Annotated in this window: 20 protein-coding genes; 6 read left to right on the top strand and 14 right to left on the bottom strand. The window is 50.0% G+C overall.

Features of this window, described 5'->3' with window-relative positions:
* Positions 1-224: 224 nt before the first annotated feature.
* The 7 genes from pcoE to pcoA all read right to left on the bottom strand — a co-directional run bounded on the left by pcoE (position 225) and on the right by pcoA (position 7076).
* Entirely contained in the window at positions 225-659 is a 435-nt protein-coding gene (gene pcoE / locus FDW95_RS22285; RefSeq protein ID WP_000723069.1) for a copper resistance system metallochaperone PcoE, read from the bottom strand.
* A 217-nt stretch (positions 660-876) separates the two neighbouring features.
* A complete protein-coding gene (pcoS, locus tag FDW95_RS22280; protein ID WP_001211180.1) occupies positions 877-2277 on the bottom strand; it encodes a copper resistance membrane spanning protein PcoS in 1401 nt (466 codons plus the stop codon).
* Positions 2274-2954 (bottom strand): copper response regulator transcription factor PcoR, encoded by a 681-nt coding sequence (pcoR, locus tag FDW95_RS22275; RefSeq protein ID WP_001188930.1) that lies wholly within the window; start codon positions 2952-2954, stop codon positions 2274-2276. The genes pcoS and pcoR overlap by 4 nt, the downstream gene beginning before the upstream one ends.
* A gap of 54 nt (positions 2955-3008) precedes the next feature.
* A complete protein-coding gene (pcoD, locus tag FDW95_RS22270; protein WP_229692861.1) occupies positions 3009-3887 on the bottom strand; it encodes a copper resistance inner membrane protein PcoD in 879 nt (292 codons plus the stop codon).
* A gap of 55 nt (positions 3888-3942) precedes the next feature.
* Complete coding sequence (pcoC, locus tag FDW95_RS22265; protein ID WP_000025662.1) at positions 3943-4323, bottom strand: copper resistance system metallochaperone PcoC; 381 nt, start codon at positions 4321-4323, stop codon at positions 3943-3945.
* Between the two features lie 39 nt (positions 4324-4362).
* On the bottom strand, positions 4363-5253 hold the full coding sequence (gene pcoB / locus FDW95_RS22260; RefSeq protein WP_001378118.1) for a copper resistance outer membrane transporter PcoB: 891 nt from the start codon (positions 5251-5253) through the stop codon (positions 4363-4365).
* Positions 5254-5258: 5 nt separating this feature from the next.
* Positions 5259-7076 (bottom strand): multicopper oxidase PcoA, encoded by a 1818-nt coding sequence (pcoA, locus tag FDW95_RS22255; RefSeq protein ID WP_000925243.1) that lies wholly within the window; start codon positions 7074-7076, stop codon positions 5259-5261.
* A gap of 234 nt (positions 7077-7310) precedes the next feature.
* Between pcoA and FDW95_RS22250 the strand changes: the two genes are divergently transcribed.
* Both FDW95_RS22250 and FDW95_RS22245 read left to right on the top strand, forming a co-directional pair.
* Complete coding sequence (locus FDW95_RS22250) at positions 7311-7760, top strand: copper resistance protein (protein ID WP_115257241.1); 450 nt, start codon at positions 7311-7313, stop codon at positions 7758-7760.
* Positions 7761-8048: 288 nt separating this feature from the next.
* Entirely contained in the window at positions 8049-8786 is a 738-nt protein-coding gene (locus FDW95_RS22245; RefSeq protein WP_000287501.1) for a peptidoglycan DD-metalloendopeptidase family protein, read from the top strand.
* 33 nt (positions 8787-8819) lie between these two features.
* Here the strand turns inward: FDW95_RS22245 and FDW95_RS22240 are convergent, their stop codons facing one another.
* The 7 genes from FDW95_RS22240 to silC all read right to left on the bottom strand — a co-directional run bounded on the left by FDW95_RS22240 (position 8820) and on the right by silC (position 18484).
* Positions 8820-9017, bottom strand: a complete 198-nt coding sequence (locus FDW95_RS22240; RefSeq protein ID WP_115257240.1) for a DUF2933 domain-containing protein — start codon at positions 9015-9017, stop codon at positions 8820-8822.
* Positions 9018-9057: 40 nt separating this feature from the next.
* Positions 9058-11529: an Ag(+)-translocating P-type ATPase SilP gene (gene silP, locus FDW95_RS22235; RefSeq protein WP_001381307.1), complete on the bottom strand. Its 2472-nt coding sequence runs from the start codon at positions 11527-11529 to the stop codon at positions 9058-9060.
* A 97-nt stretch (positions 11530-11626) separates the two neighbouring features.
* Positions 11627-12067: a DUF411 domain-containing protein gene (locus tag FDW95_RS22230; protein ID WP_001735833.1), complete on the bottom strand. Its 441-nt coding sequence runs from the start codon at positions 12065-12067 to the stop codon at positions 11627-11629.
* 86 nt (positions 12068-12153) lie between these two features.
* Positions 12154-15300 carry a Cu(+)/Ag(+) efflux RND transporter permease subunit SilA gene (gene silA / locus FDW95_RS22225; protein ID WP_000574021.1) on the bottom strand — a complete coding sequence of 1049 codons (3147 nt, stop codon included), beginning with the start codon at positions 15298-15300 and terminating at the stop codon, positions 12154-12156.
* A gap of 10 nt (positions 15301-15310) precedes the next feature.
* A complete protein-coding gene (gene silB / locus FDW95_RS22220) occupies positions 15311-16603 on the bottom strand; it encodes a Cu(+)/Ag(+) efflux RND transporter periplasmic adaptor subunit SilB (RefSeq protein ID WP_001485328.1) in 1293 nt (430 codons plus the stop codon).
* A 113-nt stretch (positions 16604-16716) separates the two neighbouring features.
* Positions 16717-17070 carry a cation efflux system protein CusF gene (gene cusF / locus FDW95_RS22215; RefSeq protein ID WP_001246153.1) on the bottom strand — a complete coding sequence of 118 codons (354 nt, stop codon included), beginning with the start codon at positions 17068-17070 and terminating at the stop codon, positions 16717-16719.
* 28 nt (positions 17071-17098) lie between these two features.
* The gene (gene silC / locus FDW95_RS22210) at positions 17099-18484 is read right to left on the bottom strand and encodes a Cu(+)/Ag(+) efflux RND transporter outer membrane channel SilC (RefSeq protein WP_000475503.1); all 1386 of its coding nucleotides are present in this window, start codon (positions 18482-18484) and stop codon (positions 17099-17101) included.
* 189 nt (positions 18485-18673) lie between these two features.
* Between silC and silR the strand changes: the two genes are divergently transcribed.
* From silR to FDW95_RS22190, 4 genes are all read left to right on the top strand, one after another.
* A complete protein-coding gene (silR, locus tag FDW95_RS22205; protein ID WP_000697969.1) occupies positions 18674-19354 on the top strand; it encodes a copper/silver response regulator transcription factor SilR in 681 nt (226 codons plus the stop codon).
* Positions 19347-20828 (top strand): copper/silver sensor histidine kinase SilS, encoded by a 1482-nt coding sequence (silS, locus tag FDW95_RS22200; RefSeq protein ID WP_137363619.1) that lies wholly within the window; start codon positions 19347-19349, stop codon positions 20826-20828. The genes silR and silS overlap by 8 nt, the downstream gene beginning before the upstream one ends.
* Positions 20829-21072: 244 nt before the next feature.
* Entirely contained in the window at positions 21073-21504 is a 432-nt protein-coding gene (gene silE / locus FDW95_RS22195) for a silver-binding protein SilE (protein WP_000790485.1), read from the top strand.
* Positions 21505-21651: 147 nt separating this feature from the next.
* The gene (locus tag FDW95_RS22190; RefSeq protein WP_000647571.1) at positions 21652-22002 is read left to right on the top strand and encodes a DUF305 domain-containing protein; all 351 of its coding nucleotides are present in this window, start codon (positions 21652-21654) and stop codon (positions 22000-22002) included.
* Positions 22003-22316: the final 314 nt, after the last annotated feature.

Here is a 22316-nt window from a genome sequence, read left to right as displayed (position 1 = left end):
GGAGATTCAGGGGGCCAGTCTACCTTGATGTTCTTGCAGGAACTGCAATTTACAGGAGGAAAAAGGTGTTTTTGTAGTTATCTGGCGTTACGTGACAGTGTTGGTCAGATACTTCCACCTCTTCAGAGTTAAAGTTTGATATATGGGAAAAAAAACGCTCCCGGACGGGAGCGTAAGCCAGTGACTTCGGCGTCAAATGAGGGTCTAACAAGTGGAGCTGCGGGTTAATTCTGGGTGATCTGACTGCGATGCTTATCAGCCTGCTGCTGGTGAACAACGGAAGACTGACCATTATTCGCCTTCTCATGTACAGCTGCGGCCTTCTCATGCTCGCTCATTTCAGAAAATGACTTTGCTGTTTCGTTGGTAGCTCCGGGTTTAGCTTTCATCATTTTTTTATGCATTTCAGCCATGTCCTGGTGGGCAGCAGAATTGCTGTTTTGCATCATGTCATGGGACATTGCGGCCTGATCGTGACTGCTCATATCCATCATTGTCATGCTGTCTCCCTGAATTGCACTTTTTTCAGCAGATGACTGCATCTGGTGGGCAGGTGCCTGTGCATTATTTACCTGGTCATGCATGTTCATTGTCTCTGCAGCCATGGCAGATGAAGCGGCAGCCATAATGGCAACAAATGATACGAGAATCTTTTTCATGGTTGGGTCTCCGGTGTTTACATACCCAAACAATCAATGGCTTATAACAGAGAAAGCAGTTGATCTCAGGGCGGGTTAATCATCACTCCAGGAACCAGGTGATTGTGTTATCACGCTGCTCCTGATTTATGAATAATTATAAAAAACCGCCTCTGTTTATCGCGTGACTGAATGATGACAATTTTGTCACCTTCCAGGTTTCTCCTGAACAACGGGATTAATCCATTAACAGGCGCACTTTGAACACAATTTCACGCCCCTGCTGTTCTGCTGACAGCTCGCCGCCGTGAGCATGAATGATCGACCTTGTAATTGATAATCCCAGCCCCGCGCCTTCCGTGTTGTAGAACCTTGATGAGTCTGCGCGATAGAACCGGTCAAACAAACGTTCCAGATTAGCGGGAACCTGGCCGGACATCGTATTCGTAATCATCACGTTCACACAGTCACTGTCACGCTCAAGGTGTATCGCTGTACAGGTGTTATCGGGAGAATACTTGATTGCATTGGAAAGCAGGTTACTGAAAGCACGTCGGAGCATATCGCTGTCTCCGGCAACAACGCCCTCTCCTTCAACCGTGATTGTCTTTCCTGTTTCGTCTGCCAGGGGCTCGAACAACTCACGTAATTCATTCAGTTCGGCTGCCAGATCCACATCATGTTTATCCAGCCGCAGCAGACCATGCTCTGAACGTGCCAGAAAAAGCATGTCACTGGTCATTCGTGACAACCTTTTCAGTTCTTCCAGGTTAGCGAATAAAATTTCGCGGTAATGCGAAACATCCCTTTCCTTAGCCAGTGCAAACTGCGTCTGCATCATCAGATTACTGACTGGTGTGCGCAGCTCATGCGCGATGTCAGACGAGAAATCTGACAGTTTCCGGAATGCCCCCTCCAGGCGATCAAACATATTATTGAACTCCTGCATGGTCTCAGAGATTTCCGGCGGAGCCAGATCGGGATTTAGACGCTGATCCAGGCTGTGTACGGTCATGGAGGAAGCCAGACTGGTCATTTCCCGTAGCGGTTTCAGACCAATACGTGTGGTCAGCCAGCCCAGAAAAACAGAAATAAAGACCAGACCGATATTGAACCAGAACAGCCAGGTACTGAGTTTGTCCATAAACAGGGTGTGATACCCAGTATCCGTGGCAACCGTAATGATGACATGTTTGCTTTTACCCTGTTCCGGCGTCACGGCAACCCGCCGCGAGATACTGCGGTACACGGTGTTATTTTCTTCCGTCTGGATCATATAGTCGAGAATATCACCCGACTTATTAAGCAGGACCGCTGGAACAACAGAATTTTTGGCATAGAGTTCAACAATTTTTTCATTTTCCATGTTTTTTATAGAAATGAATAAGCCATTGTGCCCCACCATCGCATCGTTTATTTTTTCTGATAATGACTTAATATCCGTTTTGTTCCTGAACGTCTCTGTTTTAAGAAACTCTTCGGTGAGCTGAAGTTTACCTGTCAGAAAATCGCGGTCCTGATTATCGAAATAGCCATTAAGGGTGCTAATCAGGATAAAACTTGATAACCACCATACCGTAAGCATCACCGCAGAAAAAATCAGGCTCAGGCGTGTGGTCAGGGAAATTTTGAACCTCACTCTTCTCTGATCTCCAGGACATATCCGGCACCGCGAACGGTATGGATCAGTTTTGGCTCAAAGTCATCATCAATTTTACTTCTCAGACGTCTCACGGCGACATCAATCACATTCGTATCACTGTCAAAATTCATGTTCCAGACCAGGGACGAGATAAGACTCCTGGGTAACACTTCTCCGGTGCGTTGCAGCAGCAACTCAAGCAGAACGTATTCTTTACCGGTGAGATGGATCTTCTTCCCCGAACGGATCACGGTCCGGCGCACCATATCAACGGTCATATCGGCGATGGTGCAGACTGTTGCGGCCTGCGAGCGTGCCCGGCGCAGTAGGGTTCTTACACGTGCAACCAGCTCCGTAAAATCAAAGGGCTTAATCAGGTAGTCATCTGCGCCAAGCTCCAGTCCTTTCACTTTGTCCCGCACGTTGTCCTTTGCGGTTAAAAACAGGACCGGTTCTTCGTGCCCGGACTCCCTCAGTGCGCTGATGATTTGCCACCCGTCGAGGAAAGGCAGCATCACGTCCAGTATTATCAAATCATACTGTCCCTTCGACGCGGCCCCGAGACCATCGCGGCCATTATTAAAGAGATCGGCCTGATAGCCTTCCTCAACCAGTCCCTGCTGCAGGTAACGACCTGTTTTTTGTTCGTCTTCAACGATTAAAATACGCTGCATGGTCAACTCGCTGATATGAAAGTAAAAATCTCACGCATGAGCTTTGGCTGTCCCCTAGCTGACCTGAGACGGAGCAAGCATTCCGAGCCACGCTACGGCGCCCAGAATGATAATCGCAACAACGAATTCTGTCAGGATGCTGTTTCGCATCAGGGCAACGCTGCGATCATAATTCCCTTCCCTGACCATAACTTCAAGCCGGGGACCCAGGTGAAACCGGTTTGCTGCAGCCAGAAGAAGCATCAGAACAAACAGAGCCGTCTTGGCAAGCAATATCCTCCCCCAGGAACTGTTGAATAAGGGAGTTAAGTTACCCTCAGCAATATACAGATAGTTGACCAGCGCACTCAGGATCAGGGCTACAACAATCACCGTTCCTGCCGTGGCAAATTTTGCCAGGGAGTCAGATATCACAATGACGCTCTGTGCATTATGCTCGTTTCTGCGCATCAGCAGGATAGCAAATGCAACCAGAGCACCTGTCCAGGCACCTGCAGCGCCGAGATGGGTCAGATCGCTCAGTAAATGGAGATAGTAATGCAGACCGTCATGCATAACGGCGTGTCCTCCCCAGGCAAGTGTAGCCAGCGCCACGCCCCCACTCATCGTCATCAGCAGGCAGGACAATACTCTCTTATTAGTGTAAAGGAACAAAGCACCGAGTGTGGTAAACAGGGCACAGAGCCTGACAATCCAGCTAATACCCACATCAGTTTCTTCTATCACCATCTCGATAACATGGATGGATAATTCTCTGAGGTCAGTTACTCCACTCATGGCATTAGATACCAGGAGCATATTAATGCCAGTAAGAATGATGCCTGTAACAACAGCAAAGGTTATAAACGACCTGAAATTAGTCAGGTTATAGGTTTCATGTCTGACACCGCTTATTCCATATATCTGAAAAAATGGCAATCCAAATATTACCATCAAATCCAGATAAAGAAGAAAACGAATAACAATCATAATCAGGTCGTTCATAATATTACTTCACTGTAAAGGTGTAATTACCGGTAATAGGGTGCGTATCTGAAGAAACCGCGCGCCAGTCAACACGATAAGTGCCAGCGGGTAAAGGCTCTCGCGGAATAATGACCATCGATTTAGGGTCAGCGCCTGGCGCCACTTTTGCCGCGACCGGCATCGGAGAATGTGATGACATGCCTTTCATACCCGTCATCGTTAATTTTGCACCTGAGAATTTCACGGTCAGATTTTCCGAGAAATTAAGCTGAATCTTTTCCGGGGCCGCTACGGCTGAATCAGCCTGTGGCACAGAGCTTTTTAATTCCGGATGGGCCATAGCAGAGAAAGCAACGCCCATAACGAGGCCACCTGTAAGAATGGCTTTATTTAAAATCGACATTTTATTTACCTGTTTAGTTGAGTGTTTTATATCAGTGCGTTAAAACCAGATTCTGGCTCCCGCCAGGAATACTACCTGATGGTCTTTCTCACCTTCTCTTTTCGCCATATCGGATGTTTTCCCGTAAAGTTGATTCCAGGAAACGCCTATATAGGGTGCAAACTCACGGCGTATTTCATAGCGCAGCCGGAGCCCCAGCTCTGTGTCAGTCAGTCCCCTGCCGCGACCCCGCGATTCATCATCCTGACTGTAGAAATTCACCTCATAGGATGGCTGGAGTATGAGCCGGTTAGTCAGTAAAACGTCGTATTCTCCTCCCAGACGAAGGGCTGCTTTTCCGCCATTACTGACAAAACCCGTAATTTCAGACTCAAAATTATAGAGTGCCAGCCCCTGAAAACCGACAGCAGCCCAGGTCCGGGCAGAAGCAGGTCTGAAATCCTGCCTGACACCCGCAACCAAATCCCACCATGGGCCAACCGCATGTCCCCAGAGTAACTGCGCTTCAGCCGCCTCCGTTTCCCCATTGCTTCGTTCACCTTCACTCTTTAGCCAAATCCGATCTGTGTCGCCTCCAATCCAGCTGTTAACACTCCAGCTGAAATTGTTGGTGTTATCCGACCGTTGCCATTCCAGTTGATCCAGCAGAACCAGATAATTAATCGCACTGTCGTGAATCGCATGCCCCTGTAAATTGCCGAATGCAGCCTTCCGGTCGGCATCGGTAACAGGCGGAATTGGCGTTCTGCTCTCAGTTACAATGGGCTCCATTGACGTCATCTCAGTGAAATTCTCATCTGCTGGCATCTGCATGGCAGACATGTCGTGCCCGGCGTGGGGATCTGCAGAGACGGAGCCCGCCGCAATAGAAAGCTGTGAGGTAAACAAACCGGCGACCAGAACAGGTATGGCCTTCAAATTTCTCTTCATTCGCATCATTCCTCCACCCGGACTTCACGAAACATTCCCATTTCCATGTGATAGAGCAAATGGCAGTGATACGCCCAGCGGCCAAGCGCATCTGCTGTCACTCTGTAACTGCGTTTTGTACCAGGGGGAACATCTATTGTGTGTTTACGAACCATGAAATTACCGTTTTCATCTTCCAGATCGCTCCACATACCATGCAGGTGAATGGGGTGAGTCATCATGGTATCGTTGATCAGCGTGATCCTGAGCCGCTCACCGTATTTCAGCAGCACCGGTGCGGCATCTGAAAACTTGATTCCGTTAAATGACCAGGCAAACTTTTCCATGTGGCCGGTTAAATGCAGTTCTATGGTACGGCCAGGTTCACGTCCGTCAGGATCCTCAAAGCGGCTTTTCAAATCCGCGTACGTGAGAACCTTTCTTCCGTTATTTCGAAGACCAATACCCGGATCATTTAATTTCGGAGAGACGCTCATCGCCTGCATATCAACCAGTGGGTTATCCGTTTCTGACGCAGGATGACTTTGCATACCCGGCATTCCGGCCATCCGGGAATGATCCATACCGGCCATGCTGCTGTGATCCATGGGCGCGGAGGATGTCCCGCTATCCGGAAGGTCAGCACCGTCCATAGACATCATCTCTCCGCTGTTATCCATGCCTCCCATCTGGCTGTGGTCCATTCTTGCCATATCATGTCCCATTCCCCCCATACCCATATCTTCCATGGTCAACAGAGGACGGGGATCGAGGGGGGGAACGGCAGCACTTAACCCCTCTCTCGTGGCCAGTGTCCCTCGAGCGTAACCGGTCCTGTCCATGGATTGTGCGAAGATGGTATAGGCCTCACCCTGAGGCTCCACAATGACATCATAGGTTTCGGCAACGGCAATCCTGAATTCGTCAACGGTAACCGGGTTTACATACTGGCCATCTGCAGCCACGACCGTCATTTTCAGCCCGGGGATACGGATATCGAAATAGGTCATTGCCGAGCCGTTGATAAACCGTAAGCGTATCTTTTCACCGGGACGGAACAGTCCGGTCCAGTTTTTCAGCGGGGCCTGCCCGTTCATGAGATAGGTGTAGGTGTAGCCACTGACATCCGCGAGGTCAGTCGGATTCATTTTCATTTCAGCCCACATTTTCCGATCGGCAATGGTGGCTGACAGCCCCCTGGTATTCACGTCGCGGAAAAAAGAGCCAACGGTTGGTTTATTGAAATTGTAGTAATCCGACTGTTTTTTTAATTTTTTCAGCAGGCTGTGAGGATTTTCATCGGTCCAGTCAGACAACATGACCACATGCTCACGATCGTAAGCAAACGGTTCTGGCTCCCTGGCATCGATGATAATGGCACCGTATACCCCCTCCTGTTCCTGCAGACCGGAATGGCTGTGGTACCAGTAAGTCCCGTTCTGCTTAACCTTAAAGGTGTAAACGTAGGTATCATCAGGCTCTATGCCCATAAAACTCAGCCCCGGAACACCATCCATATTGGCCGGAAGAATAATGCCGTGCCAGTGAATGGACGTCTGTTCATTAAGACGGTTTTTGACCTTCAGGGTAATGGTGTCACCTTCTTTCCAGCGAAGAACGGGCCCCGGCAGGCCTCCATTGATTGTTTTGGCCTGACGCTCACTGCCCGTGATATTGACGGCCGTTTCACCAATGGTCAGGTCAAACTGAGTACCCTGCAGGGATGCGGCAACTGGCAGGCTCAGACTGGAACGCGCATTGAAACTCCATACGCCAAGACTTCCGGCTACGCCAGAGAGGGTTAACCCCTTCAGGAAAGTTCGTCGAGACGTTTTCAACAGCATGCGCATTCCCTTATTTAAAGTATGGTTACTGACAGAATTCGAGAACCGATTTAAATTAAATTACTGGTTCATCCACTTACAATGAAATGAATCTAGCACACCTTAAGAAACAAATTCATTACAATCGTGTAATGTACATAGCTGTATTACATTTACGTCATCTTCCCCACAGGTTGATTATTTTTATATATGATCATAAGGACATCTTTTATGTACCTCAGAAGGTAATTACACATGAATATATTAATCACGGCCACTGCGTTTACAGCTTTATTTTGTGGGGCAGCTTTTGCTCAGTCCAGTGATATTGCCCATGAAGCACATCGATTTGTTAATAATGCCTCAGCCGTCAGTCATGTGAACTCCTCGACGCATGAAAACTTACCGGACAGGGTTAATAAAAACAACACGCCCTCACTCTCTGAAATGAATGAACATGAAAGGGCCATTGTTGCTCATTCATTTATGAACAACAGCGCGTCCTATGCGCATCAGAAAATGATTGAGGAACATAAAAAAATGCTGTCCGGCAGTGATGCAAATTCAAAGACCTCGTCTTCTTCTTTTAACGAACTGAATGCCGGAGAAAAAGCCGCTCTCGTGCATGAGCAGGTCAATAATGCCGGTGCGGAAGCACATCAGACGCAGGCAAGAAAGCTTCGCGGGCTGTATTCGACCAGGTAACTGCAGGCGGGTTAGTGCTTAGCGTCAGGTGCGCAGCAGGGCTTTACTGACGGGTTACGTAGCAGGACATGAGCCCCATATTGCTCTGCCGTAACCTGTTTCAGTCCCGTTAATCATCACCGTCGGGCTGGTCATACAGTTCCCAGAGCTTCAGGAGCAAACGGGAAACAAGATATGTTACAAAAATGACGACCATCAACGGTGCTCCCGATTAACTGACAGATGACACGCCTCCTGAAAACCCCTAGCATACGCCGCAGTGTTCATGCTAACGGCGAATTCCAGTAAATGTATTCTACCGATGTCGTAAAAGAAAATGCCTACCTTTCAGCCACCCGCTCGGGGCTGGAATCGAACGAGATCGCTACTCTTCAGCGCTCCTTGCCTTCCCGGTTTAATCTGCGGCATTTGAAAAAAAATGAATCATTAAAACTCGTACTGCAAAAGAAAGCGGGAAAATCACGTGTCGTGGCCTATAAATTTACGTCCGGTTCATTTAATTACACGGCGTATCGTATATCAGATAAAAAGTTCTATAACCTTTCCGATACTTCCGGGAAAGGCAGTCTCGATTATCCGTTACCGGCCACAGCAAGACTCAGTTCGCCTTTCAATCCTGCAAGACTTAACCCGGTATCGGGAAAAGTGAGTCCCCATAATGGCATTGATTATTCCATGCCCATGAACACGAAAATAGTCAGCGTCATCGACGGAAAAATCACCCGGGCCGAATACAACAGCACCATGGGATATTTTGTTGAAGTAACAGGAAAAGCCGGTGTTAAAACTCGCTATCTCCACCTCAATAAAATACTCGTTACTAAAGGGGCCAGGGTTACCCGGGGAGGCGCTATTGCGTTATCCGGTAACAGCGGACGTTCATCCGGTCCTCATCTGCATTACGAGCTGGTCATCAATAACAATCCTGTTAACTCACTGGCGTTCCGGGCAGCGGCACCCGCTGATAACAAACTTGAACAGCATGCCTTTGCGCATGCCAGAGACTACGAACGATACCTGGACTGATAACGGGGCCGCGACGCGGCCCCGTCTGCCGGATTAATTTTTTTTATCGTTTTCACTTCCTTGATGTTGATGATCTCCATGCCCTCCGTGGCCGTGGAAAAGATGCATTAGCGGGCAGACCAGCAATAACAGATATGGCCAGTAACCTGCCACATGTGACCAGTGTTCGCGCAGGAGGGCAAATGCCACGATCGCGGCGACAGCAATAAGCGCATAGGTGGTACTTTTCATACTGGACTCCTTCTGTTCGTAACAGCCCCTTCACTCAGTGTTATTTCCCGAGCCTGACACTTTTCAGACGCAACGCATTCACAATGACGCTGACGGAGGAAAGAGCCATGGCCGCCGCCGCAATAACTGGCGACAGCAGTATTCCATACACAGGATAAAGCAGGCCTGCAGCCACAGGCACGCCAAGTGCGTTGTAGATAAATGCAAAAAACAGATTCTGTCGGATATTTTTCATGGTGATTTCTGACAGATGACGGGCCCTGTTCAGTATCATCAAGTCGCCTTTGAGAAGGGTGACTCCGGCACTTTCAATTGCCACATCTGTACCCGTTCCCATGGCTATTCCCACGTCAGCCGCTGCCAGCGCCGGGGCATCATTCACACCGTCTCCGGCCATCGCAACCACATGGCCAGACGCTTTCAGTCGGGTTATCACTGCTTTTTTGCCATCCGGCAGAATCCCGGCTTCAACCTCATCTATTCCCAGTTTCCGTGCGACTGCTTCAGCGGTAAGCTGGTTATCCCCGGTGAGCATAACGATGCGGATCCCCGCCTGACGCAAAGCTTTAAGCGCATCCGGCGTGGTTGCTTTCACGGGATCCGAGATAGCTATCAGGCCTGCAAGGTGCCCGTCTGTGGCCACATAGATAACGGTAGCACCTTCCATCCGCAACGTATCCGCAACGGCCTTTTGATTATCAATAACGATACTGTTTTCCTGCATAGCCAGTTCATTACCAATAACAACCCGTTGACCTTCGACATCGCCTGAGACACCTTTACCCGACGGCGCATTGAAATGAGTGACTGCGGGTATTGCGATCCCCTTTTCCTGTGCTGCTTTAACTACTGCCATACCCAGCGGATGCTGCGAGCCTTTTTCCACTGCGGCCGTTACACGCAAAAGAGATGTTTCCCCACCCGGATTGAGACTGATAATCCCTGTCACCGTCGGCGAACCTTCCGTGAGCGTGCCTGTTTTGTCGACAACCAGCGTGTCCACTTTTTCAAGACGCTCAAGGGCTTCGGCATTCTTGATTAACACCCCGGCCTGGGCTCCTTTGCCCACCCCCACCATTATCGACATCGGCGTGGCCAGCCCCAGCGCGCAGGGACAGGCAATAATCAGGACCGACACAGCCGCAATGAGACCGTGCGCCATCCTGGGCTCGGGCCCCCAGACAGACCAGATCATGAAAGCAACAACCGCGATAAGTATCACCAGAGGAACAAACCAGCCTGAAACGCTGTCAGCCATTCTCTGGATGGGGGCCCGCGAACGCTGTGCATCAGCGACCATCTGAACAATTCGTGAGAGCATCGTTTCATCACCGACTTTCTCTGCACGGATGATAAGACTACCTGTCTGATTAATGGTCCCCCCGATGACAGGGTCACCCTCCGTTTTGGTAACAGGCATAGATTCCCCGGTCACCATCGATTCATCAACGGTTGTTTTGCCTTCGACCACGATACCGTCGACCGGAATACTCTCTCCAGGTCTGATGCGGAGCTTATCGCCAGGCAGGACATCTTCCGCATTAATATCCGTTTCATGACCGTCATGATCCAGCCGCCTGGCGGTTTTGGGGGCAAGGTTCAGAAGTGCAGTAATGGCACCTGAGGTTTGTTCCCTTGCCCGCAATTCAAGGACCTGTCCCAGCAGAACAAGCACCGTAATAACAGCTGCGGCTTCAAAATAAATGGCCACCAGGCCATCCATGTTTCTGAACGATGCAGGAAACCAGGAGGGGAAGACGGTTGCAATGACGCTGTAAACCCAGGCTACGCCGGTCCCCATTGCAACAAGGGTAAACATATTCAGGGAGCGGTTACGTAACGACATTCCGGCCCGGGCGAAGAATGGCCAGCCACACCACAAAACGACAGGAGAGGCCAGAAGTAACTGCAGCCATGTGTTGTACTGTGGCGGTACTGTATTCCTCAAAGCGGGAAACAGATGAGAACCCATTTCGAGTATCAGAACCGGAAACGCCAGCAACAACCCCAGCCAGAAGCGTCTTGTCATGTCGCGAAGTTCATCACTCGTCCCCGTGGATGCCGTAGCTACGAGCGGCTCCAGTGCCATTCCACAGACAGGACAGCTTCCGGGACCACTACGGCGTATCTCCGGATGCATCGGACATGTCCACACACCTTCAGAAATCTCTTTCTCCGCCTGGCGGTGAGACTGTTTTATCTTATCAGGGCTGACTTCATGGTGGTCGTGGTGATGGTGATGTTCACTGGCATCTTCGGTAAAATAATGATCGGGATGGGCTTTAAATTTGCTCTCACAGCTGGCGGAGCAGAAATAAAGCTGATGGTCCTGGTATCGAATGCTGCTGTGCGCCTTGTCAGGCAGGATGACCATCCCGCACACGGGATCTCTCACCTTATGCAATGCGTGACTCTCGTCCGGGGATGATGTCTGCTCAGAAGCAGTCTGGTTGTTATGTTCCACTGCATTGTCATTTTTCACAGTAACTCTCCTTATGCATATCTGAAGCATTTTCTGTCTTCAGGATATGTCATGGATGCGATTACCACGAATGCCGCCGGCATAAGAGTGCCTGCTGCCGGCGTCCCGTTATCAGCCGTTCCGCTGACTATTCGATTCGCTGGAAGACTTTTTTACTGCCCTCCGGTGAGAATGCGATAACATCGTAAGCCTCTTTTCGGGCCCCCATCTCCATTCCCGGACTTCCTGCTGGCATACCGGGGGTGGCGAGACCGTATATACCCGAACCAGACTGCATGGCCTTATGTATCGTTGCCGCAGGCACATGGCCTTCAATGATCAAATTACCTACAACCGCGGTATGACAACTTCGTAGTCCAGCAGGAACAGCATGCTTTTCTTTCAGGGCTGACAGCGCCTGATCATTCATGACGTGAGTTCGCACTTCGAACCCGTCTTTTTCCATCGCTTTGCCCCACAGGGAACAACAGCCACAGTTTTCAGATTTGTACATATCAATGACTTTTTCACTCGCCATTGCAGGCAGTGACAGGCCGAGAGCCAGGGCCATTAGAATCACTTTTTTCATACTCACCTCTGTATATTATCGATATAAACCCTGACGTCAGGGTGAATCAGTGCAGAAGGACGCCCACTGGGGGCGCCCTTTCAGGGTTATGACACGCTTTTTTTATGTCTGCGCAGCCAGATTAATTTGTAGGCGGCAGGAATAATGAACAGGGACAGCAGCGGAGCCGTGATCATCCCACCAATCATTGGCGCAGCAATACGGCTCATGACTTCTGAACCTGCGCCGGTTCCCCAGAGTATTGGCAGCAGACCCGCAATGATCACCGCCACGGTCATGGCTTTCGGCCGGACACGCAGTACGGCACCATGATAGAGGGCTTCATCAAGACCTTCCGGTGTGAACGTCTCTTTACGGGACAATTCCGGGTGCGCTTCAATGGCATGACGCAGATACATCAGCATGACCACGCCAAACTCTGCTGCCACCCCGGCCAGGGCGATAAACCCGGTTCCGGTCGCCACTGACATATGGAAGCCCTGCCAGTACAGGAACCATATTCCGCCAACCAGGGCGAACGGCAGGCTCATCAGGATCAGCAGGGCTTCGTCAACCCGGCGGAATGCCAGATACAACAGGATGAAAATGATCATCACCGTCATCGGCACCATCAGCTTCAGTTTCTTGTTGGCATGCTCAAGCAGTTCAAACTGTCCGGAGAATGCCACACTGGTTCCCGGTCTCAGTTTCACTTTCTCGCTGATGGCCGTCTTAATGTCGTTAACCACCGACACCATGTCCCTGCCGCGGGCATCAACATAAATCCAGCTGGCTGGCCGGGCATTTTCGGTTTTCAGCATGGTTGGTCCAGAAACGACGTTAATATCCGCGACATCGCCCAGCGTGATCTGCTGCTTCATCGGGGTCAGGATCGGCATCTGTTTCAGCGCCTGCGGACTGTTCCGGTAATCCTGCGGGTAGCGAATGTTAATAGGGTACCGGGCCACCCCTTCAACCGTCTCACCCACCATAGCACCTCCGATTGCTGAAGAGACGAACAGCTGGACATCACCTACCGTCATCCCGTAGCGGGAGGCTTTCTCCCGGTTGATATCGATATCGATGTAGCGCCCGCCCTCAAGTCGCTCAGCCAGGACAGACACCACGCCAGGCACGGTTTTGGCTACCGCCTCGATACTCTGCGCCGTCGCGTCGATATCGGACAGAACAGTCCCGGACACTTTGATACCTATCGGGCTTTTGATCCCGGTTGAGAGCATATCAATACGGTTACGGATAGGCGGCACCCAGAGGTTTGCCAGACCAGGTAAACGGACTGTCCTGTCGAGTTCATCAATAATCTTGTCAATTGTCATGCCGGGACGCCACTGATCCTCAGGTTTGAGCTGGATCGTGGTTTCCACCATTTCGAGCGGCGCGGAATCCGTTGCGGTCTCTGCTTTACCGGTCTTGCCAAATACAGAAGCCACTTCAGGAACGCTTTTGATTAACTTGTCTGTTGTCTGCAGGAGCGCTGCAGCTTCTGCCGGAGAGACGCCAGGCAAGGTCGACGGCATATACAGCAGATCGCCCTCGTTAATCTTCGGCAGAAATTCACCGCCCACCTGACTCAGTGGCCAGATAACCGTGAAAATGGACAAGGCCGCAACCAGCAGGGTTGTTTTTGGCCAGTGGAGGACCCGCAGCAGCAAAGGATGATACGCTTTGATCAGCACCCGGTTCAGGGGGTTACTTGTCTCGGCAGGAATTTTCCCCCGGATCCAGAATCCCATCAGAATAGGAATGACGATGATGGCCAGTGCGGCCGCTCCCGCCATGGAGTACGTTTTCGTGAATGCCAGCGGGCCAAACAGACGACCTTCCTGCCCTTCCAGGGTAAAGATAGGAATAAAGGACAGGGTGATGATCAGCAGGCTAATGAACAACGCGGGTCCCACTTCCACGGAGGCGTCGGTAATCACCTTCCAGCGGGTGGCGTTGTCAATCTGCTCACCCGGATGCTGATGATCCCACTCCTCAAGCCGTTTGTGCGCATTTTCAATCATCACAATGGCGGCATCCACCATCGCACCGACGGCAATCGCTATCCCTCCCAGCGACATGATATTGGCGTTCAGTCCCTGGAAGTGCATGACGATAAAGGCGATACACAGGCCAAGCGGCAGAGAGATAATCGCCACCAGGGCAGAACGTACGTGCCACAGGAACAGAGCACAGACGATGGCCACCACGATAAACTCTTCCAGAAGTTTGGAGCTGAGGTTATCAATCGCCCGGTCGATTAACTGGCTGCGATCGTAGGTGGTCACGATTTCAACGCCTTCCGGCAGGCTGGCCTTCAGCGTCTCCAGTTTATCCCTCACTGCCGTGATAACGTCGCGCGCATTTTTACCCGACCGCAGGATCACCACGCCGCCGGCGACTTCTCCCTGGCCGTTCAGCTCGGCAATACCACGCCTCATTTCGGGCCCGGTCTGCACGCGGGCAACATCCCGCAGATAAACCGGCACGCCGTTCTCACCTGTTTTCAGGACGATGTTATTAAAATCATCAATGCTCTGAAGATAACCGCTGGCACGGACCATATACTCCGCTTCGGCCATTTCAACGGATGAGCCACCGGCCTCCTGGTTAGACGATTCAAGTGCCTGTTTCACTTCGGGCAGGCTGATACCGTACTGGGACAGTTTTACCGGATTGACCTGAATCTGGTACTGTTTCACCACGCCGCCAACCGAAGCGACCTCAGCCACGTTCGGGATGGTTTTCAGCTCAAATTTCAGGAACCAGTCCTGCAGAGAGCGCAGTTCTGAAAGGTCGTGTTTTCCGTTGCGATCGACAAGGGCATATTCAAATATCCAGCCCACTCCCGTGGCGTCCGGGCCGATTTCAGAGCTCACACCCGCAGGCAGTTTGCCCTGAACCTGATTCAGGTATTCCAGCACGCGCGAACGGGCCCAGTACAGATCGGTGCCGTCTTCAAAAATGACATACACATACGAATCACCGAACTGTGAAAAGCCACGCACGGTTTTTGCGCCAGGTACGGACAGCATGGTGGTGGTAAGCGGATAGGTGACCTGGTTTTCTACAATCTGCGGGGCCTGTCCGGGATAGCTGGTTTTAATAATGACCTGCACATCTGACAGGTCAGGCAGCGCATCGACCGGCGTGTTAATTATCGTCCATGTGCCCCAGATGCTGAGAAACAGTGCGCCCATCATGACCAGGAAACGGTTGGCGACAGAGCGCCGGATAATCCATTCAATCATCGTCGTCTCCTCAGTGCCCTGAATGCATATTTACAGGCTGCTCAGACATTGCTGGCATACTGTTTTCTGTTTTTTCAGGGTGGCGCATACGTTCCAGCGCGCCCGTAATATTGGCTTCGGAGTCAATGAGGAACAGGCCACTGACCACCACGGTATCGCCTTCATTCAGGCCGGAGCCAATGCCGGACTGTTGCTGTGATTCATGCAGAACGTGGATCTGTTTCGGCACAAACTTGCCTTCATCATCAACAGTAATCACGCGCTGTTCTTTGCCGGTATCGATAACGGCCTGGCTTGGTATCAGCAGCATCTCCTGGCTCTTGGTATTCAGTTTCAGATAGGCATTCATGCCCGGCTTGAGAAACTCATCCTTATTAGAAACCTGGAGACGGACCTGAAGCGTACGGGTTGTCTGATCCACGCTGGGAAGAATGTTCCATTTTTCGACATGGAATGTTTTATCCGGATAAGCCGGTACCGAAATTTCAAACTGCGACGTATCTTTCAGCAGATATGCGATAGATTCTGGCACTGCAGCGCTGATCCAGACCGGGTCCATCCCCTGAATCTGAGCCACTACTTTATCTTTCGAAATATTCATTCCGGTGCGCAGGTCAAACGCAGTAATGACACCATCAATAGGTGCTTTAATGGTAAAACGGGTCTGGATTGTGCGGGTTGAACGCAGCCTTTGAATATCCTCTTCCGGCATACCAGCCAGACGAAGTCGCTCCAGAACCCCTTTTATCTGGGTTGACGTACCGCCTGTACCGGATAACAGCAGGAACTCACTTTGTGCCTCAACCCATTCAGGAATGGTGATATCGATAAGCGGAGTGCCTTTCTTCACATGATCGCCAATCGTCAGGGGATACACTTTTTCGACGAAACCGTCAGAGCGCGCCTGCACAATGACAAACTGATACTCGTTGTAACTGACATTAGCCGGGATTGTCTGAGAATAATTCAGCATTCCTCGCGTGACTTTTTGCGTTTTTAATCCCAGATTCTGAACCTGCGTTGGATCGATACGGATCCCGCCACTGCTTTTATCGCCGCTTTCATCAGCATATTTTGGCACCAGGTCCATATCCATAAAGGGAGATTTTCCGGGTTTATCAAATTTGGTATCCGGTTTCATCGGGTCATACCAGAAAAGTACCTTTCGCTCCGGTGCCTTTTGTTCGGTTTGTACTGTTTTTTGTGATGAGTTTACATACTGCCAGGCAGTAACCGATATCAGCCCCCCTGCTATGAGGCTGCTGATAATTATTGCAGCATATTTTATCTTTAAAGAAGCCATACAATTTCTCGCTGAAAAATCAAAACACCTGGCATATGCGCCCGATCATTCATTCACAGTAATCCCTTAATGAATGTTCAGGCGCACTGGATGTATTCGCTCCGGACTGATAATCAGGATTGCGTAACGTTAATGCTTTTGAGTAAGGAGATATTGCCCTGCTGAATAAACGAGAAATCGACATGGTTGCCGGTTTTCAGGGCATTGATAGCGTCGTCTGCATTAACAAAAGTGAAGCGCATGGTCATTGCAGGCCAGCCCACAGCAGGGATTGCTTCGTGCGAAATGGTAATCTTTTTACTATTCATATCAATGTCTTTAACGACACCGGTGCCCTTGATAACCTGCTGTACCGAAGCATCACTGGCAGCATTCATATCGCCATGCTGATGTGTTTCAGCATGAAGACCGGCAGAAAACATGACAGAGAAGGCACCAAATAAAACGGCTTTAAGTGAATTACGCATTTTTAATTTCCTGATTAATTAAATAAATTTACTCTACCCAACCGCCACCCAGCGCGGTAAACAGATTAATTTCGTTAACCTGTCGGGAATAGGTAAGATCGAGAATGGTTTGCTGCGTAGCGAAGAGGGAACGTTCTGCATCCAGCACTTCGATGTAACTGACAGCACCACTTGCATATAATCCTCTGGCACGCTGGAGAGTTATCTGAAGTGAATCAAGATAACGCTGCTGTGACTCAAGTTGCTGGCTAAGGCTGTCGCGCAGCGCAAGCGTGTCGGAAACATCCTTAAAGGCTGACTGAATTTTTTGTTCGTAATTAACCACCGATTGTTGCTGGCGAATTTCAGCCAGCTTCAGATTGGCTTTATTCCTGCCAGCATTAAAAATAGGAATTTCAATTTTAGGGATAAAATTCCACATTCCACTTCCTGACGTAAACAGGCTTGACAGCTCCGTACTGCTTGCGGAAAGACCACTGGTCAGGGTAATGGAGGGGAAAAAGGCCGCTCGCGCTGCGCCAATATTGGCATCAGCCGCTTTCAGCTGATATTCCGCTTCCATAATATCCGGTCGCTGCAGCAAAATTTGTGAAGATAGATTTGGTGGCAATTTTACTGGTGCGATCTCCCCGCCTTTCATCCCTTTTTCTGACGGAAGTGCGCGGTACGTTCCCAGCACCAGTTGCAGGGCATTGTTTGCCTGAGCCAGATCGCCTTCTCGTTTGGCTATTTCGGCGCGGGTACTTTCGATTTGTCCTCTCGCCTGTTCAAGTGCCAGAACGTTCGTACTCCCGGTCACGAGCTGTTGCTCAACGAAAGCATAGGACTGTTCATAATTTTTCAGCGTTTCCCGCGCAATACGGAGTTGTTCGTACGCCAGTTGCTGGCTGAAATAGCTCTGTGAAACGTTGGAGACCAGCAGGATGTGTACGGCCCGACGGGCTTCTTCGCTGGCAAAGTAGTTCTGGCGGTCAGCATCACTCATGTTCTTAAGTTTGCCGAAAAAATCGAGCTCATAGCTGAGCTCCAGTCTCGCGTCGTACTCCTGTGTGGTCGGCTTGTCACCTTTCAGACCACCGCTGTATGTTATCCCGGATGAGGCATTCAGCTGGGGATAACGATCTGCATCCGTGACGTTGAACTGGGCTCGGGCCTCTTCAACCTTCAGGGCAGCCATTCTCAAATCACGGTTATTAGTCAGAGCTTCACCGATCAACCGGGTAACCTGGGGATCGACAAAAAAGTTACGCCAGCCCGTATCCTGATAGCCATTTACCGCTGGCGTCAGGCTGTTATGGGACAGTGAAAACTGCTGGGGTACCGGTGCTGCGGGCCGCTGATATTCAGGCGCAAGCGACACGCAGCCTGCCAGGATGAATATCGTGCTAATGCTGAGTAATTTTAATTTGAACATAACGCTTCTCGTCCAGGCAGACCTGGTAAATGGTTCAAATGAAGTCCAGAGTATTGATAGGGGTACTTTACCTAACGCTCTCTGTTTGCCGGGTGACAGGATAATGACAATGTTGTCATTTTTGCTGTAATCCGTTGATAACGATCGTGGGCGCAATAGAATGACATTAGCAGCCAGCCGGGGAGCAAGATGAAAATATTGATCGTCGAAGACGAAATTAAAACAGGTGAATATCTCAGCAAAGGGCTTACAGAGGCAGGGTTCGTAGTGGATCACGCTGATAATGGTCTTACCGGATATCATCTCGCCATGACAGCCGAGTATGATTTAGTCATTCTGGATATCATGCTACCTGATGTGAACGGCTGGGATATCATCCGCATGCTGCGCACTGCCGGAAAGGGTATGCCGGTCTTACTGCTGACAGCCCTCGGCACGATCGAACATAGGGTCAAAGGACTGGAACTGGGTGCGGACGATTATCTGGTTAAACCCTTTGCGTTTGCCGAACTGCTCGCCCGGGTGAGAACCCTTCTGAGGCGGGGAAACACGATGATCACGGAAAGCCAGTTTAAGGTGGCTGACCTCTCGATTGATCTCGTATCCAGAAAAGTCAGTCGCGCCGGAAACCGCATTGTGCTCACCAGTAAAGAGTTCAGCCTGCTGGAATTCTTCATTCGCCATCAGGGAGAGGTTCTTCCCCGCTCCCTGATTGCCTCTCAGGTCTGGGACATGAATTTTGACAGCGACACTAATGCGATCGATGTCGCAGTAAAGCGACTCCGCGCTAAAATAGACAACGATTACGGGACAAAGCTGATCCAGACAGTCCGGGGCGTGGGCTACATGCTGGAGGTCCCGGATGCATAGCAAACCTTCCAGACGCCCTTTCTCACTCGCTCTGCGGCTGACCTTTTTTATCAGCCTGTCCACGATACTGGCTTTTATCGCCTTCACCTGGTTTATGCTGCATTCTGTTGAAAATCATTTTGCCGAGCAGGATGTCAGCGATCTTCAACAAATCAGCACCACACTGAACCGTATACTGCAGTCCCCGGTGGATCCGGATGATAAAAAAATAAGCAAAATAAAGGAATCAATTGCCAGCTACCGCAACGTTGCCCTTTTGCTCCTCAATCCCAGGGGTGAAGTGCTCTTTAGCTCAGCTCAGGGGGCGGCACTACGCCCGGCAGTGAATTCAGCAGATTTTAGCGAGCACAGCCGCGCACGGGATGTCTTTCTCTGGACGGTGGAGGATCCTGCGGGACCGATGGATACCGGGTCCGAAATGAAGATGGAAACATACAGGATTATCGCCTCCTCTGGCCAGGCGACATTTCAGGGCAAACAGCAGAACTATGTCATGCTGACTGACCTCTCCATTAATTTCCATCTCCATTACCTCGATGCGCTGAAAAAAAATCTGATTGCGATTGCCGTCGTGATAAGCCTGCTGATTGTTCTGATCATTCGCATTGCTGTCCGTCAGGGGCACCTGCCCCTTCGTAATGTCAGCAATGCCATTAAAAACATCACCTCCGAGAATCTTGATGCGCGGCTGGAACCGACACGCGTTCCCATTGAGCTGGAGCAGCTGGTTATCTCGTTCAATCATATGATTGGAAAGATTGAGGATGTTTTTACCCGCCAGGCCAATTTCTCTGCCGATATCGCGCACGAGATCAGAACACCCATCACCAATCTGGTGACGCAGACTGAAATCGCTCTGAGTCAGGATCGAACGCAGAAGGAACTTGAGGATGTCCTCTATTCCAGCCTTGAAGAGTATAACCGGATGACCAAAATGGTCAGCGACATGCTGTTCCTGGCACAGGCGGACAATAATCAGCTGATACCTGACAGGGTTCGGTTTGACCTCAGAGCAGAAGTCATGAAAGTCTTCGAGTTTTTCGAAGCCTGGGCCGAAGAACGCAATATTATGCTCAAATTTAACGGGATGCCCTGCCTGGTTGAGGGAGATCCACAAATGTTCAGAAGAGCGATCAATAATCTGTTATCCAACGCCCTGCGTTATACCCCAGAGGGACAGGCAATCACCGTCTCAATAAGAGAGCAGGAGAGCTTTTTTGACCTTGTGATTGACAATCCGGGGAAACCAATCCCTGAAGAGCATTTATCAAGGTTGTTTGACCGTTTTTATCGGGTGGATCCGTCCAGACAACGAAAAGGAGAAGGCAGCGGCATCGGCCTTGCGATTGTGAAGTCAATCGTGGAAGCACATCACGGAAGAGTGCAGGTGGAATCGGACGTACACTCAACGCGTTTTATCTTATCCGTGCCCAGACTGGAGAAAATGATTCCGGACACCCAGTGCTGGGAATAAAGATTTAAATGACAAAGATGTCATTAGCCTGTCATGCAGCAAACAGAAGCCATTCGATATAATTAGTGCAACTTATCAGGAAGGCTGGATTGCTTTATCAATATCCGGCGTCAGTGGACGCCAGGAAATGAATATCCAGTCCCCTCCCGGAGAAATAAACACTTCCGAACCTGTTTCAGTTATGGAACTGAAAACACCGGTTGTACTCCCCCGGACATCACTAATTAAGAAATGGAGAGTTATCATGAAAAATATCGTATTAGCATCCTTGCTGGGCTTTGGCTTAATTTCTTCGGCCTGGGCCACTGAAACCGTGAATATCCATGAGCGGGTCAACAATGCACAGGCACCTGCTCACCAGATGCAGTCTGCTGCGGCTCCTGTCGGGATCCAGGGGACTGCACCTCGTATGGCCGGTATGGACCAGCATGAACAGGCCATTATTGCTCATGAAACCATGACGAACGGGTCGGCGGATGCGCACCAGAAAATGGTGGAAAGTCATCAGAGGATGATGGGAAGTCAGACCGTTTCCCCTACCGGGCCGTCGAAGTCATTAGCGGCAATGAATGAGCATGAAAGAGCTGCAGTTGCCCATGAATTTATGAATAACGGTCAGTCTGGCCCACATCAGGCCATGGCCGAAGCGCATCGTCGCATGCTCAGTGCAGGCTGACGGCGAGGGAAGTATCTGTGCTGTCCTTATTTCCTTGATAGATTTTTCCGTAACCGGATATATGGCAACATCTTTGCCCCCTACAGGGGGCATTTTTATCAGATTCTGCTACAGTTAACGGGCATCAACGCTAAAAGGATATTTTTTATGAAAGCCAGAAACACTTTATTTGCAGTATTAATGTTATCCCTGCCAGCGATTTCAGCAGAACATTCAGAAATGAAAATGACTGATATGTCTACCTCGGCTTCGTCACAGGAATATATGGCTGGCATGAAAGACATGCATGACAAAATGATGGCTGCCGTAAATGAGTCCGATCCCGACAAGGCTTTTGCGAAAGGCATGGTAGCGCACCATGAAGGGGCAATAGCAATGGCTGAGACCGAGCTCAAATACGGAAAAGATCCGAAAATGAGAAAGCTCGCGCAGGACATCATTAAAGCTCAAAAAGGTGAAATTGAGCAGATGAATAAATGGCTTGATAGTCAAAAGTAAACATTGTAGAAATGTCACGACAAGCGTGATTTTACATCGTTCCTGGGCGCGGGAGTCGGTTAATCTTTATATAATTCAAACCCGATTAATTTCGGGTTTTTACTACTCTGTACTCCGGTCCTTTGTTGAGGACCGGAATATATGCACCTGAGATGCTTATTTAATACATTATCTCGTCATGGATACAATGTCGCTCAGGATCTCAACCAGCTCGCTTCTCTCCTGCGTTCCGTCATGATAGGTTGATCTTGAGATGATTCTTTCTGATGTCATCTGAGGCCAGAATTTATCTAGGGAAGGTGCGAATAAGCAGG

The sequence above is a fragment of the Citrobacter sp. wls718 genome (assembly GCF_005280945.1).
Lineage (GTDB): Bacteria > Pseudomonadota > Gammaproteobacteria > Enterobacterales > Enterobacteriaceae > Citrobacter > Citrobacter gillenii.
Note: the sequence above shows the minus strand (reverse complement) of the source record. Positions and strands in the feature narration are given on the sequence as shown.

Excerpts from the sequence above, each read along its gene's own strand:
- pcoE (WP_000723069.1), bottom strand. The coding sequence starts at position 659 with ATGAAAAAGATTCTCGTATCATTTGTTGCCATTATGGCTGCCGCTTCA.
- pcoR (WP_001188930.1), bottom strand. The coding sequence starts at position 2,954 with ATGCAGCGTATTTTAATCGTTGAAGACGAACAAAAAACAGGTCGTTAC.
- pcoD (WP_229692861.1), bottom strand. The coding sequence starts at position 3,887 with ATGGTAATATTTGGATTGCCATTTTTTCAGATATATGGAATAAGCGGT.
- pcoC (WP_000025662.1), bottom strand. The coding sequence starts at position 4,323 with ATGTCGATTTTAAATAAAGCCATTCTTACAGGTGGCCTCGTTATGGGC.
- pcoB (WP_001378118.1), bottom strand. The coding sequence starts at position 5,253 with ATGAAGAGAAATTTGAAGGCCATACCTGTTCTGGTCGCCGGTTTGTTT.
- pcoA (WP_000925243.1), bottom strand. The coding sequence starts at position 7,076 with ATGCTGTTGAAAACGTCTCGACGAACTTTCCTGAAGGGGTTAACCCTC.
- FDW95_RS22250 (WP_115257241.1), top strand. The coding sequence starts at position 7,311 with ATGAATATATTAATCACGGCCACTGCGTTTACAGCTTTATTTTGTGGG.
- FDW95_RS22245 (WP_000287501.1), top strand. The coding sequence starts at position 8,049 with ATGTATTCTACCGATGTCGTAAAAGAAAATGCCTACCTTTCAGCCACC.
- FDW95_RS22240 (WP_115257240.1), bottom strand. The coding sequence starts at position 9,017 with ATGAAAAGTACCACCTATGCGCTTATTGCTGTCGCCGCGATCGTGGCA.
- silP (WP_001381307.1), bottom strand. The coding sequence starts at position 11,529 with ATGCTTCAGATATGCATAAGGAGAGTTACTGTGAAAAATGACAATGCA.
- FDW95_RS22230 (WP_001735833.1), bottom strand. The coding sequence starts at position 12,067 with ATGAAAAAAGTGATTCTAATGGCCCTGGCTCTCGGCCTGTCACTGCCT.
- silA (WP_000574021.1), bottom strand. The coding sequence starts at position 15,300 with ATGATTGAATGGATTATCCGGCGCTCTGTCGCCAACCGTTTCCTGGTC.
- silB (WP_001485328.1), bottom strand. The coding sequence starts at position 16,603 with ATGGCTTCTTTAAAGATAAAATATGCTGCAATAATTATCAGCAGCCTC.
- cusF (WP_001246153.1), bottom strand. The coding sequence starts at position 17,070 with ATGCGTAATTCACTTAAAGCCGTTTTATTTGGTGCCTTCTCTGTCATG.
- silC (WP_000475503.1), bottom strand. The coding sequence starts at position 18,484 with ATGTTCAAATTAAAATTACTCAGCATTAGCACGATATTCATCCTGGCA.
- silR (WP_000697969.1), top strand. The coding sequence starts at position 18,674 with ATGAAAATATTGATCGTCGAAGACGAAATTAAAACAGGTGAATATCTC.
- silS (WP_137363619.1), top strand. The coding sequence starts at position 19,347 with ATGCATAGCAAACCTTCCAGACGCCCTTTCTCACTCGCTCTGCGGCTG.
- silE (WP_000790485.1), top strand. The coding sequence starts at position 21,073 with ATGAAAAATATCGTATTAGCATCCTTGCTGGGCTTTGGCTTAATTTCT.
- FDW95_RS22190 (WP_000647571.1), top strand. The coding sequence starts at position 21,652 with ATGAAAGCCAGAAACACTTTATTTGCAGTATTAATGTTATCCCTGCCA.